Genomic DNA, 19797 nt, shown 5'->3' on the forward strand with positions numbered 1-19797 from the left:
CATCCTGGCAGAATCCTACGTGTCCGTGTTGTTGCTCTGCGCATCCTGCGCGACGTCCATGTGAAGTAGATTAGCCCTGGATCCAATCGGCCGATAGAGGGAAAAAGCCAGCACGCGATGTAAGCATTTGCTTACATCGCGGTGAATTTCAGAATTGCCCCGCGTCCAGCAGGAACAGCGACTCGCTGCCCGCCTTCACTGAAGCACTCAGCGAATGAATGCGCGGCAGCAAGCGGGCGAAGTAGAACCGCGCCGTACCCAGTTTGCTTGCATAGAAATCATCCTGCGTTTCCTTGCCCAAAGCAGCCCTGGCCATGAGTGCCCACATATAGGCATAGGCGGTGTAGCCGAATGCTTGGAGGTATTCCACCGAAGCCGCGCCAATTTCGTTCGGGTTGCTTTTGGCCCGGTCCAACAGCCATTCGGTCAGTTCATCCAGCGTACCGACAGCGTCGTTCAACGGCTTGGTGAACTCGGCCAGATCACCGCTGGCGGTAGCCGTGAAGTGGCGGATTTCGTCGGCGAACAGCTTGTAGAACGCCCCGCCACTGCCGACGATCTTGCGCCCTACCAAGTCCAGCGCCTGGATACCGTTGGTGCCTTCGTAGATCTGGGTGATGCGCACGTCACGCACCAGTTGCTCTTGACCCCATTCGCGAATGTAGCCATGGCCGCCGAAAATCTGCTGGCCATGGACAGTGGTTTCCAGTCCCAGATCCGTCAGGAACGCCTTCGCCACTGGCGTCAGCAACGCCACCAGATCTTCGGCACGCTTGCGGGTAGCCGGATCTTCGCTGAACTTGGCGGTGTCCAGTTGCATCGCCACGTAGGTGGAAAAAGCCCGGCCCCCTTCGTTCGACGCTTTCATGGTCAGCAACATCCGGCGCACGTCCGGGTGGACGATAATCGGGTCAGCGACTTTGTCTTTGTTCTGCGCACCGGTTGGCGAACGACTTTGCAGGCGGTCACGGGCATATTCGATGGCGTTCTGGTAGGAGCGCTCACCGGTGGCCAGGCCCTGGATGCCCACACCCAAACGCTCGTAGTTCATCATGGTGAACATCGCCGCCAGGCCTTTGTTCGGCTCGCCCACCAGATAACCCACGGCGTCGTCGAAGTTCATCACACAGGTGGCAGACGCCTGGATGCCCATCTTGTGTTCGATCGACCCGCAATTGGCCGCGTTACGTGCACCCAGGCTGCCGTCGGCATTGACCATGAATTTGGGCACCAGGAACAGCGAGATGCCTTTCGGGCCTGCCGGTGCGTCCGGCAACTTTGCCAGCACCAGGTGGATGATGTTTTCGGTGAGGTCGTGTTCGCCGCCCGTAATGAAGATCTTGGTGCCGCTGACCTTGTAGGAACCATCGGCCTGAGGTTCGGCCTTGGTGCGAATGATGCCCAGGTCTGTACCGGCATGCGGTTCGGTCAGGCACATGGAACCGGCCCAGACGCCGGCGTACATCTTCGGCAGGTACGCGGCTTTCAGCTCTTCACTGGCGTGGGCATTGATCGACAGGCAAGCCCCGGCGGTCAGCATGGGGTACAGGCCGAAGGACAAGCTGGCGGAGTTGACCATTTCTTCGACCTGAGCCGAAACAGCCTTGGGCATGCCCATGCCGCCGTAGGTCGGATCGCCACCGACACCAACCCAACCGCCTTCGGCGTAAGTCTTATAGGCCTGTGGGAAACCGGCGGGCGTGGTGACGGCACCGTCAGCCCAGTGGCAACCTTCTTCGTCCGCCGCACGGCTGAGGGGGGCGACGCTTTTGCTGGTGACTTTGCCGGCTTCCTCGAGAATCGCCTCGACGGTTTCAGCATCCACGGTCTCGGCCAACGCCGGCAGTTGAGCCCAGAGTTTCGCGACCTCGAACACTTCATTGAGGACGAAGCGCATATCGCGCAGGGGCGCTTTGTAGTCAGCCATGGCAAACCTCGCAGGATCTAAACAATTGGTTCGTAAGAAAACGGTTTTTGCAGTGGTCCGAGTGTACCCCAACAACTTTTGCGACACATAGGGTCAGCCGGTGACTGTTTTGTTATTTTTAGTCATCGCGAAAAAGATCGCAGGCTTCGCCAGCGCCTACAGAAGAGTGCGTACTCCCTGTAGGAACTGGCGAAGCCTGCGACCCTTGTCCCTCCTATCAGAGGGCAAACAACTCCGCTGGCAGCTTCATCAAGCAATCGCTCCCCGCCTCAACCGCGGCCCGATGGGCGGCGGTCCTGGGCAGCAGGCGCTTGAAGTAAAACTCACAGGTCGCCAGTTTGCCCCGACAGAAATCCGCGTCACCTTCGCCCGCGTCAAGTTGCGCCTGGGCCACCAACGCCATGCGCAACCACAGATAAGCCAGGATGATGTAGCCGCTGTACATCAGATAGTCCACGGAGGCGGCACCCACTTCATCCGGATTCTTCATGGCCGCCATGCCAACCTGGGTGGTCAGTTCGCCCCATTGCTGGTTGAGCCCGTTGAGTTGCGCGACGTAATCCTTGAGCTGCGGATGTTCAGCGTTGGCGGCGCAGAACTTATGGACGATTTTGGTGAACCCTCGCAGCAACTTGCCCTGACTGCCCAACACCTTGCGCCCCAGCAAATCGAGCGCCTGGATACCATTGGTGCCTTCGTAGATCGGCGCAATGCGACAGTCTCGCACCAGTTGCTCCATGCCCCATTCGCGTATGAAGCCATGACCGCCAAACACTTGCATGCCGTGGTTGGTCACCTCCAACCCCGTGTCGGTCATGAAGGCCTTGCAGATCGGGGTGAGGAACGCCAGCAGGTCTTCGGCCTCCTGGCGGGCGGTTTCGTCGCGGCTCAGGTGGGCGATATCCAACAGTTGCGCAGTGAAGTAAGTCAGTGCCCGGTTGCCCTCGTTGAAGGCTTTCATGGTCAGCAACATCCGACGCACATCGGGATGGACGATGATTGGATCGGCGGCTTTTTCCGGCGCCTTGGGACCGGTCAGCGAGCGCATCTGCAAACGGTCGTTGGCATATTTGATCGCGCCCTGGAAGCTCGCTTCCCCGAGGCACAGGCCCTGCATGCCGGTGCCCAGCCGGGCATGGTTCATCATGGTGAACATGCAGTTCAGGCCCTTGTTCGGCTCGCCGATCAAGAACCCCTTGGCCCCGTCGAAATTAAGCACGCAGGTGGCAGAAGCCTTAATGCCCATTTTGTGTTCGATCGACCCGCAGGAAACGCCATTGCGCGGTCCCGCTTCGCCCTTGGCGTCAGGCAGGAACTTGGGCACGATGAACAGCGAGATACCTTTGGTCCCGGCCGGGGCGTCCGGCAGTTTGGCGAGCACCAAGTGAATGATGTTGTCACTCATGTCGTGCTCGCCGGCGGAAATGAAAATCTTGCTGCCGGTGATCGCGTAGCTGCCGTCGGCCTGAGGCAAGGCGCGGGTCTTGATGATGCCCAGGTCCGTGCCGCAATGGGCTTCGGTCAGGCACATCGTGCCGGTCCACTGACCGGCCGTGAGCTTGGTGAGATAAGCCTGTTTCTGCTCTTCGGTGCCGTGGGCATGAATGGCCGACATCGCACCATGGGTCAGGCCCGGGTACATGCCCCAGGAGGTATTGCTGGAGCCGACCATTTCGCTGATGACCAGGCCCAGGGAACTGGGCAATCCTTGGCCGCCGTAAGCCGGGTCCGCCGCCAGCCCGTGCCAGCCGCCCTCCACGTACTGTGCAAACGCCTGCTTGAAGCCGGTAGGCGTGGTGACCACGCCATTGTCGAAATGGCAGCCTTCTTCGTCACCGGAGCGATTGAGCGGTGCCAGCACGTTCTCACAGAACCTGGCGCCCTCTTCGAGAATGGCGTTGACCATGTCCGGGCTGGCATCGCCGGCCCCCAGTTCGGCATAACGGCCATGGAAATCGAAGACGTGATCGATCAGAAAGCGCATGTCGCGCAGCGGGGCTTTGTACTCGGGCATGGTGGTCTTCTCCGGTAGCAGGTCGTTCAAACCTACTGCCGGCCACCGAGGCTCACAATCACAGTCCAGACGCTGAATGCGCCGTCATCACTCAACCCGCGGCAGCTTCCATGCGAACCGCACCGCGACGGTTCTGCCCATAGGCCATCACACAGTTACGCCCGGCCCCCTTGGCGTTGTAGAGCGCCTGGTCGGCGGACTTGAGCACTTCTTCGGGGGTGCGCTGCTCGATACGCTCGGCCACGCCGATGCTGACCGTCACCGACACACTGGATGCCCCGGCACCGGAACGACGCTGGCGGCCCTGTTGATCATCCTGAGGACGACTGTCGGGATTGCGTAGTTGGATGCTGTAGTTAGCAATGGATTCGCGAATGACTTCCAGGTGAGGCATGCACTCCTCGATGGTTTTGCCTGCAAATACCAGCGCAAATTCCTCTCCACCGTAGCGATAAGCCCTACCGCCACCGCTGATTTTCGACAGTTTGCTGGCGACCAGACGCAACACTTGGTCGCCCACGTCGTGGCCGTGGGTGTCATTGAATTTCTTGAAATGGTCCACGTCGCTCATCGCCAATACATAATTGCGCCCCAGACGCTGCATGCGCTCATTCAGCGCCCGACGCCCCGGCAGGCCGGTCAGTTCGTCACGGAACGCCATTTGATAAGCCTCGTGGGCGACCGCGGCCGCGATCATCAGCATCACCTGACTGCACATGATGTTCAGGGTAAACGGCAGGATGAAGGTCTTGGGCAACATCCAGAACACCCCGAGCAAACCCACCAGTTGCGCGGCATGCAACGGTCGCGGGTGGCGCCAGTATTGCCAGGCCAGCAACAGGAAGGCTGCGATGAACACCGGGTAGGACAACTGGATCAGGCTCATCCAGGCACCGTGCAACGCCGGCCAGCGAATCTCGGAAAGCCACAACAGCAGAGCCTGGGGATAACTTTGTTCCAGAGCCAGCGCCACGCTGCCAAAGACCAGCAGCACCGCGAACCGCGCGACCAGGTCCTGGAACAAGTGAGTACGCTCCTGCCACGCGGCGAAAAGGCCAAACAACAGAGGCAGTAACAGGCAGACCAGGTGAAACACCACCGCTGCGTCTTCGCGCACCTTGCCGTTGTCGCGGTAGAAGTCGGTCTGGGTGTCCAGCAGGAAGTAGGCGATGTACACCGTGATCATCAGAAACAGCTCACGCTGACGTCGGTAAACGGCGCAATACGCACCTCCTAGCAACAACACCAATGTAGGAAGGACGTTGAACAGGGAGGTGAAAAAGACATTGAGATCCTTGACGTAGGCAGCCGCAAGCCCCGCCAGCAACAGCACCAATGACGGCAGGAAATGACTGAGACGTACAGCGGAAGAACGCGGCAAGGGTAAAGCTCCGACCCGGCTGATCAAAGATGGCATTGTGCCTGCTACTGGAGCATTAAGGCACGCGAGATGTGACAGATGTCACACTGCCATCCTTGTAACGGCAGCATGGAGTGATTTCTTAGGGTTCAGTTTGATGAATGTTTTTCCATAGCTGCGCAGATTCTCTGTGGGAGCGAGCCTGCTCGCGAAAGCGGCCTATCAATCAACGTTGATGCCGTCTGATCCACCGCGTTCGCGAGCAAGCCCGCTCCCACAAGGGGACTGGCGGCAGGCATAAAAAAGCCGCTGCTCCCGAAGAAACAGCGGCCTGTGAAGAACCGCGTAAGGCTTAGTAACCCAGTGCGAAGTCTTCTTCTTTCATGTCCATCAGGTTGTTGGCGCCTGACAACATGGTTGCCACGTGAGTGCGGGTACGTGGCAGGATGCGCTGGAAGTAGAAGCGCGCGGTCTGCAGCTTGGCAGTGTAGAAAGCTTCTTCGGTGGTGCCGCCGGCGAGTTTTTCCGCCGCCAGGCGCGCCATGTCAGCCCAGAAGTAGGCCAGGCAGGCGTAACCGGAGTACATCAGGTAGTCCACCGAGGCCGCGCCAACTTCTTCGCGGTCTTTCATGGCCGCCATACCGACCTTCATGGTCAGTTCGCCCCATTCCTTGTTCAGCGCCGCCAGAGGTTCTACGAACTCTTTGACCGCGTCGTTGCCTTCGTTGCTTTGGCAGAACTTGTGAACGATCTTGGTGAAGCCCTTGAGCGCTTCGCCCTGGGTCATCAGCACTTTGCGGCCCAGCAGGTCGAGGGCCTGGATGCCGGTGGTGCCTTCGTACAGCATCGAAATGCGGCTGTCGCGAACGTTCTGCTCCATGCCCCACTCGGCGATGAAACCGTGACCACCGTAGATCTGCACGCCGTGGTTGGCCGATTCGAAGCCGACTTCAGTCATGAACGCCTTGGCGATCGGCGTCATGAACGCCAGCAGCGCATCGGCTTTTTTCTTCTCTTCTTCGTCGACGCCGTATTTGACGATGTCCACTTGCTTGGCAGTGAAGTAAACCATCGCCCGGTTACCTTCGGCGAAGGCCTTCATGGTCAACAGCATGCGACGCACGTCAGGGTGCACGATGATCGGGTCGGCGGCTTTGTCCGGTGCTTTCGGGCCGGTCAGGGAACGCATTTGCAGGCGGTCACGGGCGTACTTCAGGCCACCCTGGAAGCCGATTTCGGCGTGGGCCAAGCCTTGCAGCGCGGTGCCCAGGCGTGCGGTGTTCATGAAGGTGAACATGCAGTTCAAGCCTTTGTTCGCCGGGCCGATCAGGAAACCGGTGGCCGCGTCGAAGTTCATCACGCAGGTGGCGTTGCCGTGGATGCCCATCTTGTGTTCCAGCGAACCGCAGCTCACCGCGTTGCGCTGACCGATGGAGCCGTCAGCGTTAGGCAGGAACTTGGGAACGATGAACAGCGAAATACCTTTGGTACCGGCCGGGGCGTCCGGCAGACGTGCCAGAACGATGTGGACGATGTTGTCGGCCATGTCGTGTTCGCCGGCCGAAATGAAGATTTTGGTACCGCTGACCTTGTACGAACCGTCGGCCTGTGGCTCGGCCTTGGTGCGCAGCATGCCCAGGTCCGTGCCGCAGTGCGGCTCGGTCAGGCACATGGTGCCGGTCCATTCGCCGGAAACCAGCTTGGTCAGGTAGGCCTCTTGCTGCTCGGGCGTACCGTGCTCGGAAATAGTGTTCATCGCACCATGGGACAGGCCTGGGTACATGCCCCACGACCAGTTGGCTTCGCCGACCATCTCGCTGACCGCCAGGCCCAGAGACTCCGGCAGGCCTTGACCACCATGCTCCACGTCGTGGGCCAGGCTTGGCCAGCCGCCTTCAACGAATTGCTTGTAGGCTTCCTTGAAGCCAGTCGGGGTCTTAACGCCGGACTCACTCCAGGTGCAGCCCTCGGTGTCACCCACACGGTTCAGCGGTGCCAGCACCTGCTCACAAAACTTGGCACCTTCTTCAAGAATGGCGTCAACCATGTCTGGAGTTGCGTCCTGGCAAGCCGGAAGGCTCTGATAGTGCGCTTCATAGCCAAGCAGTTCGTCACGAACGAAGCGAATATCACGCAAGGGGGCCTTGTAGTCAGGCATAGCGATAAACCTCTGCTGATGTAACCGGGAATGAACGACCGCATGGATTTGTTGTGACGGTCAAACAGTTGTTTGAAACATACGTTTACGCCCAAATCTTGTCAAGCGCCGATCTTTTGCCGTTCGTCATCGTCCCTGAAAAAATCCCAGGCACAGCCATTCACCGCAGCGAAACACTCACAGCGTCCGTAGGAAAAGATTAGTTGAACCAGAAGGAGTTAGAGACGAAAACGCCGCGAATAATCGCGGCGTTTTGACAAACCTGAGGTGGAGAATCAGGCGAAAGTGTCGATCAACGTACCGAGCATTTCATCGGAAGCCTTGGCCACGTTCACGCCCAGTTCGACCTGAAATTTGCCCTGGGACATTTCAACCATGTTGCTGGCCAAGTCCGATTGCTGGCTGCGATCCACCGACCGTAAACGATCGGCCTGCAGTTCGGACGACTGGCTGGTGACCGAACGCTCGATGGTATTGTTGGCGATCTGGCTCGAAGCCTGATCGACACGGTTCTGCCCTGTCTGAATCGTGCTCAGACCGGCATAGAACGCGGTATTTCCTGAGATTTCCATGGCAGAACTCGTCTTCTTGAAGGGTAGACAGCGGCCATTGAAACAGAAGCCTGGGGAAAAGGCCCGACAAAAACACTAATGGCACAGTGCCTCGTCATAGCGAAAACCTTAGTAGTCCAGCAAATCCAGGTGCAGATGCGCAGCCACGGCTTCGGCGGTGACACCCTTGATTTTCGGCACACGCCCCAAGCATGGCGCGGGCAGGCGTTCAGCCAAGGTCGCTAGATTTTCTTCCAGGCGCGACGTCTTGGGGTCAATGATATTGGCGACCCAACCAGCCAGTTGCAGGCCGTCCCGGGCGATGGCCTCGGCGGTCAGCAGGGCGTGGCTGATGCAGCCCAAGCGCACGCCCACCACCAGGATCACCGGCAGCCCCAGGGCCATCGCCAGGTCCGAGAGGTTGTCCTGATCGGCCAGCGGAACGCGCCAGCCACCCGCGCCTTCGATCAGCGTGAAATCGGCCTCCAGAGCCAACACTTCACGCATCGGTCCCAGCAACGATTGCACGGTCAGGGCCACACCGGCTTCCCGAGCGGCCAGGTGAGGCGCGATGGCCGGTTCGAACGCCAGCGGATTGACCTGGGCATACTCAAGCGGCACCGAGCATTCAGCCAACAGCGCCAAGGCATCGGCGTTGCGCAGGCCCTTGGGCGTGACTTCACAACCGGAGGCCACGGGCTTACCCGCGGCGGTGCTCATGCCTGCCTGTCGCGCTGCGTGCAGGAGGCCCGCCGCCACGGTGGTCTTGCCCACGTCGGTGTCGGTACCGGTGATGAAATAAGCCTGGCTCATAGCGGTTTCTCCAGCACGGCGTAAACCACCCGGTAGGTCGCGGGCAAACCCTGTACCTGACGAAACTGTTCGTAAGCGTCAACCAGCGCGAGGATCCGCGCCCGGCCCGTCAACCCACCGGGCCGGCCGGGGTTCAGATTGTGGGCGCCGAGAGCTTTCAATTCATGGGTCAGACCGCGCACGTCCGGGTAATACATCACATGGGGACGGTTTTCCAGGCTGACAACGTTCAGCCCGCTGGCCGCACATAGCTGTTGATACGTTTCGAACCCGCGAAAACGGTTGACGTGCACCAGGCCATCCACCTGACGCCAGCTGTCGCGCAATTCGTACAACGTGCCAACGCAAAGGCTTGTAAAGGCAAACACCCCACCGGGTTTCAAAACCCGATGGACTTCGTTCAACACCGAGGCAAAATCCGCGCACCACTGCACCGCCAGGCTGGAGAACACCAGATCGCAGCTGGAGGCCTGCAAGGGCAAGCGCTCGGCATCACCGACTATAAAGTGCGCAGCCCCGCCCTGAGGGCGAGCATGGTTGAGCATACCTTCGGCGATATCCAGCGCCAACCCCGTCGCCTCGCCGAAGCGCGTACCCAGCGCCCGCGTGAAATAGCCGGTGCCACAACCCAAGTCCATCCAGCGCTCAGGCACGATCGAAGCGGGCAGCCGGTCCAGCAACTGCTGGCCTACGTCGCGCTGCAGCTCGGCCACGCTGTCGTAACTGGTCGCAGCCCGGGAAAACGAGGCTGCCACCTGGCGCTTATTCGGCAAAGCACCGGGCAATTGGGGAACAGACAAATCAGTCATCATCGGACTCATGCAAAAAAGCCTGAATCGCCCCCGCCACACCGTGGGGGTCTTCCAGAGGGAATCCGTGGCCGGCCTGCTCGATCAGACCGATTTCAACATCAGGTAGCAACACCAGCAACTCACCCGCTGCCTCAGCCGGTACCAGGGCGTCGAGCCCGGCAAACAAGTGAAGCTGCGGGCCACCGAAGCCCTGCAAGGCGGCGCGGGTATCCAGTTGCGCCAGCAGCTCGAGCCCAGCCATCAACACATCAGGCGAAGTGACAGGCGCCCCCGCCAACAACAATCGCGACAGGCCGCGCGGATCGCTGCAGCCTTGGGCGCACAACAGACTGAAGCGCTTGAGGGTCTGACGCGGGTCGGCGGCGCACCCGGCGAGAAACCCATCAAAGGTTTCACCGGCCATCGCGCTCGGCCATTGATCATGAGCAACGAAAGAGGGGTTGCTGGCCAGGGTCAACAAGCCGCAACAGCGCTCGCCCCGACGCGCCGCCAGCTCGCTGGCCAGCATGCCACCCAGCGACCAGCCACCCAACCAGGCATCCTGTGGCAGTGTGGCGTCCAGCTCCTCGAGCCATTCATTGAGGTCGCTTGAGGCCAGGGCCGGCAACGGCTCGATCTCGACCCGCAGATGTTCATCGAGCCCTTGCAGCGCAGCCGCCAGAGGCTCCAGCGGGGAAACGCCCAAGCCCCATCCAGGCAGCAATATCAGTCGATCACGCATGGCTTGGCTCCGGTCCCAGTTGTGCAAAACACTCGGCCAATGCCTCCAACAGCAGTTGCACCTGCGCCTCACTGTGAGCGGCGGTCAAGGTCACACGCAGACGGGCGCTGCCGGCTGGCACGGTGGGTGGGCGGATCGCAGTAACCATCAGCCCCCGCTCACGCAGCCTCTGCGACAAGCGCATCGCCCTCCCCGCATCGCCGATCAGGATCGGCTGGATCGGCGTGAAACTGTCCATCAACTGCAGGCCGATCTGCTCGGCACCGTGGCGAAACTGGCGGATCAGCACCTGCAAATGTTCACGCCGCCAATGCTCGCTACGCAGCAGCTCAAGGCTCTTGAGCGTAGCGCAGGCCAGGGCCGGCGGTTGACTGGTGGTGTAGATGTAGGGACGAGCGAACTGGATCAGGCTTTCGATCAGGTCTTCACTGCCGGCGACAAAAGCGCCGGCGGTGCCGAAGGCTTTGCCCAGGGTGCCGACCAATACCGGCACGTCCTCCTGGCTCAGGCCAAAATGTTCGACGATCCCGCCGCCATTGGCCCCCAACGGGCCGAAACCGTGGGCATCATCGACCATCAGCCAGGCGCCCTTGGCCCTGGTCTCACGGGCCAGGGCCGGCAGATCGGCGATGTCGCCGTCCATGCTGAACACACCATCGGTGACCACCAACGTATTGCCGGTGGCTTTCTCCAGACGGTTGGCCAGGCTCTGGGCATCGTTGTGCAGATAACGGTTGAAACGCGCGCCGGACAGCAACCCGGCGTCGAGCAACGAAGCGTGGTTGAGTCGATCCTCCAGCACCGTATCGCCCTGCCCCACCAGTGCGGTGACAGCGCCAAGGTTGGCCATGTAACCGGTGGTGAACAGCAGGGCCCGCGGGCGGCCGGTCAAGTCAGCCAAGGCTTCTTCCAGGGCATGATGGGGCGCGCTGTGGCCGATCACCAGATGGGACGCCCCGCCTCCGACGCCCCATCGCGTCGCGCCGGCGCGCCAGGCTTCGATCACTTGCGGATGATTGGCCAGGCCCAGGTAATCATTGTTGCAGAACGCCAGCAACGGCTGGCCGTCCACCACCACCTCTGGCCCCTGCGGACTCTCGAGCAGCGGGCGCTGGCGATAGAGGTTTTCGGCACGACGGGCAGCCAGGCGTGCGGCGAGATCGAAGGGCATGCAGGCCTCGGGGTGAACAACTATTAAAGACTGGGCAGATCTCTGTGGGAGAGCTTTTGTGGGAGCCGAGCTTGCTCGCGATGCAGGCTCTGCGGTCTATGGCAAGACCGCGTTATCGTTCATCGCGAGCAAGCTCGGCTCCCACAAAGCCCGCTCCCACACTTGGTTTTGCGTCAACTCAAACAGCCGCGTTATAGAACTGCTCGCTGCTCTTCTGCTCCACCAGCGCCTGCTCAATAGCCGCCTGATGCACTTCGTCGGCATGCTCTTCCCGGGCTTCGGGCTGGATACCCAGGCGAGCGAACAGTTGCATGTCCTTGTCGGCTTGCGGGTTGGCGGTGGTCAGGAGCTTGTCGCCATAGAAAATCGAGTTGGCACCGGCAAAAAATGCCAGGGCCTGCATCTGTTCGTTCATCGCTTCGCGGCCGGCGGACAGGCGCACGTGAGACTGAGGCATCATGATCCGCGCCACGGCGAGCATGCGAATGAAATCGAACGGGTCGATGTCTTCGGCATTTTCCAGGGGCGTGCCGGCGACTTTCACCAGCATGTTGATCGGCACCGATTCCGGGTGCTCCGGCAGGTTCGCCAGTTGGATCAGCAGATTGGCGCGATCGTCCAGGGACTCGCCCATGCCCAGGATGCCACCGGAGCAGATCTTCATCCCCGAATCACGTACATAGGCCAGGGTTTGCAGGCGCTCGCTGTAGGTGCGGGTGGTGATGATGCTGCCGTAGAACTCCGGCGAGGTGTCGAGGTTGTGGTTGTAGTAGTCCAGGCCGGCCTGGGCCAGGGCCTGGGTCTGGTCCTGGTCGAGGCGGCCCAGGGTCATGCAGGTCTCCAGGCCCATGGCCTTTACGCCTTTGACCATCTCCAGTACATAAGGCATGTCCTTGGCCGACGGATGCTTCCACGCCGCGCCCATGCAGAAACGGGTCGAACCAATGGCCTTGGCACGCGCGGCCTCTTCGAGGACTTTCTGCACTTCCAGCAACTTCTCTTTTTCCAGCCCGGTGTTGTAGTGGCCGGACTGCGGACAATATTTGCAATCTTCCGGGCAGGCGCCGGTCTTGATCGACAGCAGCGTGGACACCTGGACGCGGTTGGCATCGAAATGCGCGCGGTGCACGGTCTGCGCCTGGAACAGCAGGTCATTGAAAGGCTGGACGAAAAGCGCTTTGACTTCGGCCAAAGACCAGTCATGACGCAGGTTGGCAGTGGTGCTGGCGCTCATGGGCATTTCCTTGATTATGCTTGGCTGGCACCTGGGGACACGGAATACCCACAGGCGCGACACGGATGTTCGGCATATTTAAGGAAGAGCCATGCGCTGTCAACCACGATACGATGGACCGGTTTACATCTGGTTAAAAAACAAACAATCCTGTCTGTTGTGTGGCGAAACCACCGACACGCCCCAACCCATTTGCACCCCCTGCGAGAGCGAACTGCCCTGGCTGGGTGACCAGTGCAGTATCTGCGCCTTGCCTCTGCCCATGGCCGGGCTGCGTTGCGGTCAGTGCGCCACGCAGCCGCCGGCCTTCGAACGAGTCTTGGCGCCCTGGGCCTACGACTTTCCTATCGATAGTCTGATCGCACGTTTCAAACATCAGGCCAAATGGCCGCTGGGGCGACTAATGGGCGAACTGCTGGCGCAGTCCCTGCAACATCACTTCAATGAAGGGCTGGAGCTACCGGACGCACTGGTGCCGGTGCCACTTGCCAATCGGCGCTTGCGTCAGCGCGGCTTCAATCAGGCCTCGATGCTTGCCCGCTGGCTCAGCGCGACCTTGAAGATCCCTTGCGAAGAGCAACTGCTGCGGCGCGTCCAGGACACCCCCGCTCAGCAGGCGCTCGATGCCAGGGCTCGGCGCCAAAACCTGCGCCAAGCCTTCGCCGTCACACCCCACGCCGTGCTTGGCAACCGTCATCTGGCGTTGGTCGACGATGTGCTCACTACCGGCGCCACGGCCCAGGCACTGGCCCGCCTGCTACTGGATGCCGGTGCTGCCCGGGTTGATGTGTATTGCCTGGCCCGCACGCCGAAACCCGGTGAGCCGGCTTGACGCGCCGCTTGCGAGGCGCCAACGTCCGTCCATGATTCCTTTGCGCAGTTGTCCATCATGTCCTTGCCCCCGCTCCTGACCCAACACATCGTCCGGCGCCCACAACGCATCGCCTTGTTGCAGCACATCGCCGAACAAGGCTCGATCACCCGCGCCGCCAAGAGCGCGGGCCTGAGCTACAAGGCGGCGTGGGATGCCATCGACGAATTGAACAACCTGGCGGACCAGCCGCTGGTGGAGCGTAGCGTTGGGGGAAAAGGCGGTGGCGGCGCGAAACTGTCCGAGGAAGGGCGGCGCGTGCTGCGCCTGTATCAGCGCCTGCAAACCTTGCAGGCGCAGTTACTGGAGGCGAACGAAGATGCCGGGGATCTGGGCCTGCTCAGTCGCCTGATGCTGCGCACCAGCGCGCGCAATCAGTTGCACGGCAAAGTCCTGGACATCGAAACCCAGGGTCATAACGACCGTATTTACCTGGAACTCGCTCGGGGTCTGGTCATCCAGGCGCAGATCACCCGCGACAGCACGGTACGCCTGGAACTGGGTATCGGCACTGCCGTGGTTGCCCTGATCAAGGCCGGCTGGCTGGAACTGCACCCTGTCGACCCGTCGGGAAAAGCAGCCAGCAACCTTGGGGAAAATGCGTTGCGCGGCGTGATTGAACACGTTGCCGCCGCCGAAGATGGCCCTAGCGAAGTGCGCATCGGCCTGCCCAACGGCCAAACGCTGTGTGCCTTGGCCGATCCGCTGCAACTGCGCGAGCGAAACCTGAGTACAGGCTCACCAGTACAAGTGGAGTTTTCGGCGACAAATGTGCTGCTCGGCACACCGTTGTAGCGCGCTGCAACAAAAGCGTCATCGACCGGCTTTAAGGTGGCTGCCAAAACCAGCAGGGAGCCTCAGATGAGCCTATTAGAAGAAAACCAATCCACCGACCTGGAAAAGATCGTCGGCCTGAGCCGTCGAGGTTTCATCAGTGCCGGCGCCCTGTGCGGCGCGGCGATGTTTCTGGGCGGCAACCTGCTGAGTCGCAGCGTACTGGCCGCCGCCGTCAGCGAAGGCAACAGCAAGCTGCTGGGCTTCGAAAGCATCGCCGCCGCCACAGCCGACACCATTACGCTGCCGCCGGGCTACAAGTCCTCGGTGCTGATCAGTTGGGGTCACCCCCTGCAGAAAAATGCGCCGGCGTTCGATCCGAGCGGCAATGGCACCGCACGCGCCCAGGAAGTGCAGTTTGGCGACAACAACGACGGCATGAGCCTGTTCCCGTTTCCCGGCGACGACAACCGCGCGCTGATGGCGATCAACAACGAGTACACCAACTACCAGTACCTGTTCCCCCACGGCGGCCAACCACAGTCAGCCGAAGATGTACACAAGGCCCAGGCCTGCGAAGGTGTGTCGGTGATTGAAATACAGCGTCGGGACGGGCAATGGCAGTTCGTCCAGGAGTCGCCCTATAACCGCAGGATTCACGGCAACACGCCGATCGACCTCAGTGGTCCGGCCGCCGGCCATGACTTGATGAAAACCAGCGCCGACAAGAGCGGCAAAAAAGTGCTGGGTACGTTCCAGAACTGCGCCAACGGCATGACGCCGTGGGGCACCTACCTGACCTGCGAAGAAAACTTCACCGACTGCTTTGGCAGCAGCAAGGCGGACTTGCAGTTCGATACGGCGCAGAAGCGTTACGGCGCCACCGTCGCCAGCAGCGAAATCGACTGGCACCTGCACGACCCGCGTTTCGACCTGGCGAAAAACCCCAACGAACTCAATCGCCATGGCTGGGTCGTGGAAATAGATCCGTTTGATCCAAAATCCACTCCGGTAAAACGCACCGCCCTGGGCCGTTTCAAGCACGAAAACGCCGCCCTGACACAAACCAGCGACGGTCATGCCGTCGTGTACATGGGCGACGACGAGCGCGGCGAGTTCATTTACAAATTCGTCAGCCGGGACAAGATCGACCACAAAAACCCCAAGGCCAACCGCAACCTGCTGGATCACGGCACCTTGTACGTGGCGCGCTTCGACGCTGGTGACGCCAACCCGGACCATCCCAAAGGCATGGGGCAGTGGATTGAGTTGACCCATGGCAAGAACGGTCTTGACGCCAGTCATGGTTTCGCCGACCAGGCCGAAGTCCTGATCCACGCGCGCCTGGCTGCCACCGCTGTCGGCGCCACCCGCATGGACCGTCCGGAGTGGATAGTCGTCAGCCCCAAAGACGGCCAGGTCTATTGCACCCTGACCAACAACTCCAAGCGCGGCGAAGCCGGTCAGCCGGTGGACGGGCCCAATCCCCGAGCCAAGAACGTCTACGGGCAGATCCTGCGCTGGCGCACCGACCGCGACGATCACGCTTCCAGTACTTTCGCCTGGGATTTGTTTGTGGTCGCCGGCAACCCGGCGGTACATGCCAACACGCCGAAGGCCGGTTCATCCAACATCAACCCGCAGAACATGTTCAATAGCCCCGATGGCCTGGGTTTCGACAAGGCTGGACGGCTGTGGATTCAGACCGACGGTGATTTCAGCAATACCGGGGACTTCGCCGGCATGGGCAACAACCAAATGCTCTGCGCCGACCCCGACAGTGGTGAGATCCGTCGATTCCTGGTCGGGCCGGTGGGTTGCGAAGTGACCGGAATCAGCTTCTCGCCGGACTACAAAACCCTGTTCATCGGCATCCAGCACCCCAGCGGCGGCTCGACGTTCCCTGAGCACCTGCCCAACGGTAAGCCGCGCTCGTCGGTGATGGTGATTACCCGTGAGGACGGCGGGGTCATCGGCGCCTGATCGGGCTTATCGCGAGCAGGCTCGCTCCCACATTGATTCCAGTGCACCTACAATCTACGGTGCGCCACAAAATCCTGTGGGAGCGAGCCTGCTCGCGATGGCATCAGCACAGCCGTCACCTATCTCCCTCCGTCTGCGCTACCATGCTGGGCCGGACGCGGCAGCCCTGCCGCTGCGCAGGAGTCAGCATGTCCCATCCGTTTGAAACCCTCACACCCGACCTGGTGCTCGATGCCGTTGAAAGCATGGGCTTGCTCAGCGACGCCCGTGTGCTGGCCCTCAACAGCTATGAAAACCGTGTCTATCAGGTGGGTATCGAAGACGCCGAGCCGCTGATCGCCAAGTTCTATCGCCCTCAGCGCTGGACCAACGAAGCGATTCTGGAAGAGCACCGCTTCACCTTCGAACTGGCCGAATGCGACGTGCCGGTGGTAGCGCCGCTGATTCACAACGGCGTCAGCCTGCACGAACACGCCGGGTTTCGTTTCACCCTGTTTCCCCGTCGCGGCGGCCGCGCGCCTGAGCCGGGCAACCTCGACCAACTCTATCGCCTGGGGCAATTGCTCGGGCGCCTGCACGCGGTTGGGTCGACCCGTCCGTTCGAGCATCGTGAAGCGTTGGGCGTGAAAAACTTCGGCCACGATTCGCTGGCCACCGTGCTGCAAAGCGGTTTCGTGCCCCGCAGCCTGCTGCCAGCCTACGAGTCGGTGGCCAGGGATCTGCTCAAGCGGGTGGAAGAGGTCTATGCCGCCACGCCCCATCAGAACATCCGCATGCACGGCGATTGCCACCCCGGCAACATGATGTGCCGCGACGAGGTTTTTCATATCGTCGACCTGGACGACTGCCGCATGGGCCCGGCGGTACAGGACTTGTGGATGATGCTCGCCGGTGATCGCCAGGAATGCCTGGGGCAATTGTCGGAATTGATGGACGGCTACCGCGAGTTTCATGACTTTGACCCGCGTGAACTGGCCTTGATCGAGCCACTGCGGGCCCTGCGCCTGATGCACTACAGCGCCTGGCTGGCACGCCGTTGGGACGATCCGGCGTTCCCGCGCAGCTTCCCGTGGTTCGGCAGCGAACGTTACTGGGGCGACCAGGTGTTGGCGCTGCGCGAGCAACTGGCGGCGCTCAATGAGGAGCCGTTGAGGTTGTTCTGATGTCACTCAGAATCATCCTGTGGGAGCGGGCTTGCTCACGAAAGTGCTGGGTCAGGCAAAGTTGTGCTGCCAGACACGCTGCCTTCGCGAGCAAGCCCGCTCCCACAGGAAATCCTTGATGATTGTTCACAAGGTTCCCAGCACAACCTGACAAATCTCCTTACAATCACTCCTTTGTTAGCTGCCTAAGCAAGGATTCTGCATGCAAGCCGCCAACCCGCGTCGCGGGTATATCCTGGGCCTGAGTGCCTACATCATCTGGGGTCTGTTCCCGATCTATTTCAAAGCCATCGCCAATGTGCCGTCCGTGGAAATCATCATCCACCGGGTGCTGTGGTCGGCGCTGTTCGGCGCGGCGTTGCTGATGGTCTGGAAACACCCGGGCTGGTGGCGTGAACTGCGGGATAACCCGCGCCGGCTGGCGATCCTGGCCCTGAGCGGTACGCTGATCGCAGCCAACTGGCTGACCTATGTCTGGGCGGTGAACAACGGGCGCATGCTCGAAGCCAGCCTGGGCTACTACATCAACCCATTGGTAAACGTATTGCTCGGCATGTTGATCCTGGGTGAACGGTTGCGGCGCATGCAGTGGCTGGCAGTGGGGTTGGCGGCGGTCGGTGTGGCGCAGCAGGTCTGGCAAGTGGGCAGCCTGCCGTGGGTGTCGTTGATGCTGGCGCTGACCTTCGGCTTTTATGGGCTGATCCGCAAACAGGCCCCGGTCAAGGCTTTACCCGGGCTGGTAGTGGAAACCTGGATGCTGGTGCCGATCGCCGTTGCCTGGTTGTTGTTCAACCCGGCGGCGACCAGTGCCCAAGCCGTTTTCTGGACCACTTCCGAAGCCTGGTGGCTGGTGGCGGCAGGGCCCGTGACACTGGTGCCACTGGTGTGTTTCAACGCCGCTGCACGGCACTTGCCCTACACCACCTTGGGCTTTCTGCAGTACATCGCCCCGACGCTGGTGCTGCTGCTGGCGGTGTTGTTGTTCGACGAGCATCTGTCGTCCAGCACGTTAGTGGCGTTCCTGTTCATCTGGGCCGGGCTTGCGGTGTACAGCATCGATGCCGTAGTGAGCATGCGCCGACGTAATTGATCAAAAATCGAACAGCCCTGCGCAGGCCACAGACGACGTGGCCTGCGTCGATCCGCCCCAAGGTTATCCACAGCCTGATCCCCGCCGTTTGTGCACAAGCCATTGAAAACTGGTGATTTTTTAATCACTCATCATCGAGCCCCGGCCCGTATGGGCTAGCGGCGTGTCTCTACAGGTTATCCACAGGCAGGCGCAGTTTTTCCTTGGATAACCCGTATCAGCTTTCGTCGCTGAGTTTCAGCTCCACCATCAGCTCATCGGCCAGGGTTTCCAGACGCTCCTGCAACGTCTCCAGGGACAAGGTCACCGGCACCCCGAGAAGCGCTTCGGCGTGGAACAGCAACTCGCTGCTCATCGGTGCCGGTCGCACGTCCGTGACCAGTCGCTCGACGTTAACCCCCTGCTCACTCAGCAGGCGCGTGATGTCACGGACGATGCCAGGACGATCGTTACCCACCAGTTCCATCGCGATAGGTTTCCAGGTGCAGGACTCTTCGACGCTGCCCTCGGCGATCAGCACGCGGATGTTGTGGGCCGATAGCCCTTGTAGAGCTTCGATCAGTTCATCATGGGACTCGGCCGGAACACTCAGGCGCAGGATGCCGGCAAATTGTCCCGCCAGACGGGACATGCGGCTTTCCAGCCAGTTACCGCCGTGCTCGGCGATGCAAAGGGCGATTTGCTCGACCAACCCAGGCTTGTCCGGGGCGAAAACAGTGATGACGAGATGGTCCATGGCGCGAGCCCTCTGGTTGTGGAAAGAAGAGTATAGGCAGGTGGTCGCGGACAGGCGGGTGGCCTAAAGATATATACCTCGCCCCTGTGGGAGCAAAGCTTGCTCGCGATGAAAACAATTCGGTCCTTCTGAAACCACGGCGCCTGTATCGCGGGCAAGCTTTGCGCCCACGGGACTGACGCGCCAAGAATATCGTGTACAACTTCAAAGATTTAACTGGAACAATCTGTAATTTTTTTGAGAACATTCCGTGCCTCGTTGTGACCGTAGCACTTTAGTGGGTCGCAGAACGACGCAATTAGTCTAATTTTCACAACCGCAACTGATCATGTAGTATGCCGCAGCGCGCACTACATAACGTTGGACCGATGTCTGCTTAAGGCGCAGTCGCATCCCTGAAAGCCCCGTCAGCAAGGCTT

At 60.7% G+C, this 19797-nt stretch carries 16 protein-coding genes; 5 read left to right on the plus strand and 11 right to left on the minus strand.

Annotated features, from left to right (window positions below; genetic code table 11):
* Positions 1-148: 148 nt before the first annotated feature.
* The 10 genes from AAIS01_RS16175 to bioB form a co-directional block, all read right to left on the minus strand.
* Positions 149-1927 carry an acyl-CoA dehydrogenase C-terminal domain-containing protein gene (locus AAIS01_RS16175; RefSeq protein ID WP_343469746.1) on the minus strand — a complete coding sequence of 593 codons (1779 nt, stop codon included), beginning with the start codon at positions 1925-1927 and terminating at the stop codon, positions 149-151.
* 217 nt (positions 1928-2144) lie between these two features.
* Entirely contained in the window at positions 2145-3941 is a 1797-nt protein-coding gene (locus AAIS01_RS16180) for an acyl-CoA dehydrogenase C-terminal domain-containing protein (RefSeq protein WP_343469747.1), read from the minus strand.
* Positions 3942-4032: 91 nt separating this feature from the next.
* Entirely contained in the window at positions 4033-5322 is a 1290-nt protein-coding gene (locus tag AAIS01_RS16185; RefSeq protein ID WP_343469748.1) for a GGDEF domain-containing protein, read from the minus strand.
* A gap of 331 nt (positions 5323-5653) precedes the next feature.
* Positions 5654-7459, minus strand: a complete 1806-nt coding sequence (locus tag AAIS01_RS16190; protein WP_343469749.1) for a phenylacyl-CoA dehydrogenase — start codon at positions 7457-7459, stop codon at positions 5654-5656.
* 275 nt (positions 7460-7734) lie between these two features.
* Entirely contained in the window at positions 7735-8031 is a 297-nt protein-coding gene (locus AAIS01_RS16195) for a pyrroloquinoline quinone biosynthesis protein PqqE (RefSeq protein ID WP_092400848.1), read from the minus strand.
* A 108-nt stretch (positions 8032-8139) separates the two neighbouring features.
* Positions 8140-8823 (minus strand): dethiobiotin synthase, encoded by a 684-nt coding sequence (bioD, locus tag AAIS01_RS16200; RefSeq protein WP_092400845.1) that lies wholly within the window; start codon positions 8821-8823, stop codon positions 8140-8142.
* Positions 8820-9632 (minus strand): malonyl-ACP O-methyltransferase BioC, encoded by an 813-nt coding sequence (gene bioC, locus AAIS01_RS16205; protein WP_343469750.1) that lies wholly within the window; start codon positions 9630-9632, stop codon positions 8820-8822. Before bioC ends, bioD begins: the two co-directional genes overlap by 4 nt.
* Positions 9625-10356 (minus strand): alpha/beta fold hydrolase, encoded by a 732-nt coding sequence (locus AAIS01_RS16210; protein WP_343469751.1) that lies wholly within the window; start codon positions 10354-10356, stop codon positions 9625-9627. Before AAIS01_RS16210 ends, bioC begins: the two co-directional genes overlap by 8 nt.
* On the minus strand, positions 10349-11527 hold the full coding sequence (gene bioF, locus AAIS01_RS16215; protein ID WP_343469752.1) for an 8-amino-7-oxononanoate synthase: 1179 nt from the start codon (positions 11525-11527) through the stop codon (positions 10349-10351). Before bioF ends, AAIS01_RS16210 begins: the two co-directional genes overlap by 8 nt.
* A 178-nt stretch (positions 11528-11705) precedes the next feature.
* Entirely contained in the window at positions 11706-12761 is a 1056-nt protein-coding gene (gene bioB / locus AAIS01_RS16220; RefSeq protein WP_343469753.1) for a biotin synthase BioB, read from the minus strand.
* 91 nt (positions 12762-12852) lie between these two features.
* On the opposite strand from bioB, the gene AAIS01_RS16225 reads away from it, so the two are divergent.
* The 5 genes from AAIS01_RS16225 to rarD all read left to right on the plus strand — a co-directional run bounded on the left by AAIS01_RS16225 (position 12853) and on the right by rarD (position 18642).
* A complete protein-coding gene (locus tag AAIS01_RS16225; RefSeq protein WP_343469754.1) occupies positions 12853-13593 on the plus strand; it encodes a double zinc ribbon domain-containing protein in 741 nt (246 codons plus the stop codon).
* 57 nt (positions 13594-13650) lie between these two features.
* Positions 13651-14427 carry a TOBE domain-containing protein gene (locus AAIS01_RS16230; protein WP_343469755.1) on the plus strand — a complete coding sequence of 259 codons (777 nt, stop codon included), beginning with the start codon at positions 13651-13653 and terminating at the stop codon, positions 14425-14427.
* 66 nt (positions 14428-14493) lie between these two features.
* Entirely contained in the window at positions 14494-16389 is a 1896-nt protein-coding gene (locus tag AAIS01_RS16235; RefSeq protein ID WP_343469756.1) for a PhoX family protein, read from the plus strand.
* Positions 16390-16577: 188 nt separating this feature from the next.
* Positions 16578-17552, plus strand: a complete 975-nt coding sequence (locus AAIS01_RS16240) for a serine/threonine protein kinase (RefSeq protein WP_343469757.1) — start codon at positions 16578-16580, stop codon at positions 17550-17552.
* Positions 17553-17754: 202 nt separating this feature from the next.
* Entirely contained in the window at positions 17755-18642 is an 888-nt protein-coding gene (gene rarD / locus AAIS01_RS16245) for an EamA family transporter RarD (protein WP_214912499.1), read from the plus strand.
* A gap of 217 nt (positions 18643-18859) precedes the next feature.
* Here rarD and AAIS01_RS16250 read toward each other — a convergent pair whose 3' ends face one another.
* Positions 18860-19378: a glycine cleavage system transcriptional repressor gene (locus AAIS01_RS16250; RefSeq protein ID WP_343469758.1), complete on the minus strand. Its 519-nt coding sequence runs from the start codon at positions 19376-19378 to the stop codon at positions 18860-18862.
* Positions 19379-19797 lie beyond the last annotated feature (419 nt).

The organism is Pseudomonas halotolerans, from assembly GCF_039581215.1.
GTDB lineage: Bacteria > Pseudomonadota > Gammaproteobacteria > Pseudomonadales > Pseudomonadaceae > Aquipseudomonas > Aquipseudomonas tehranensis.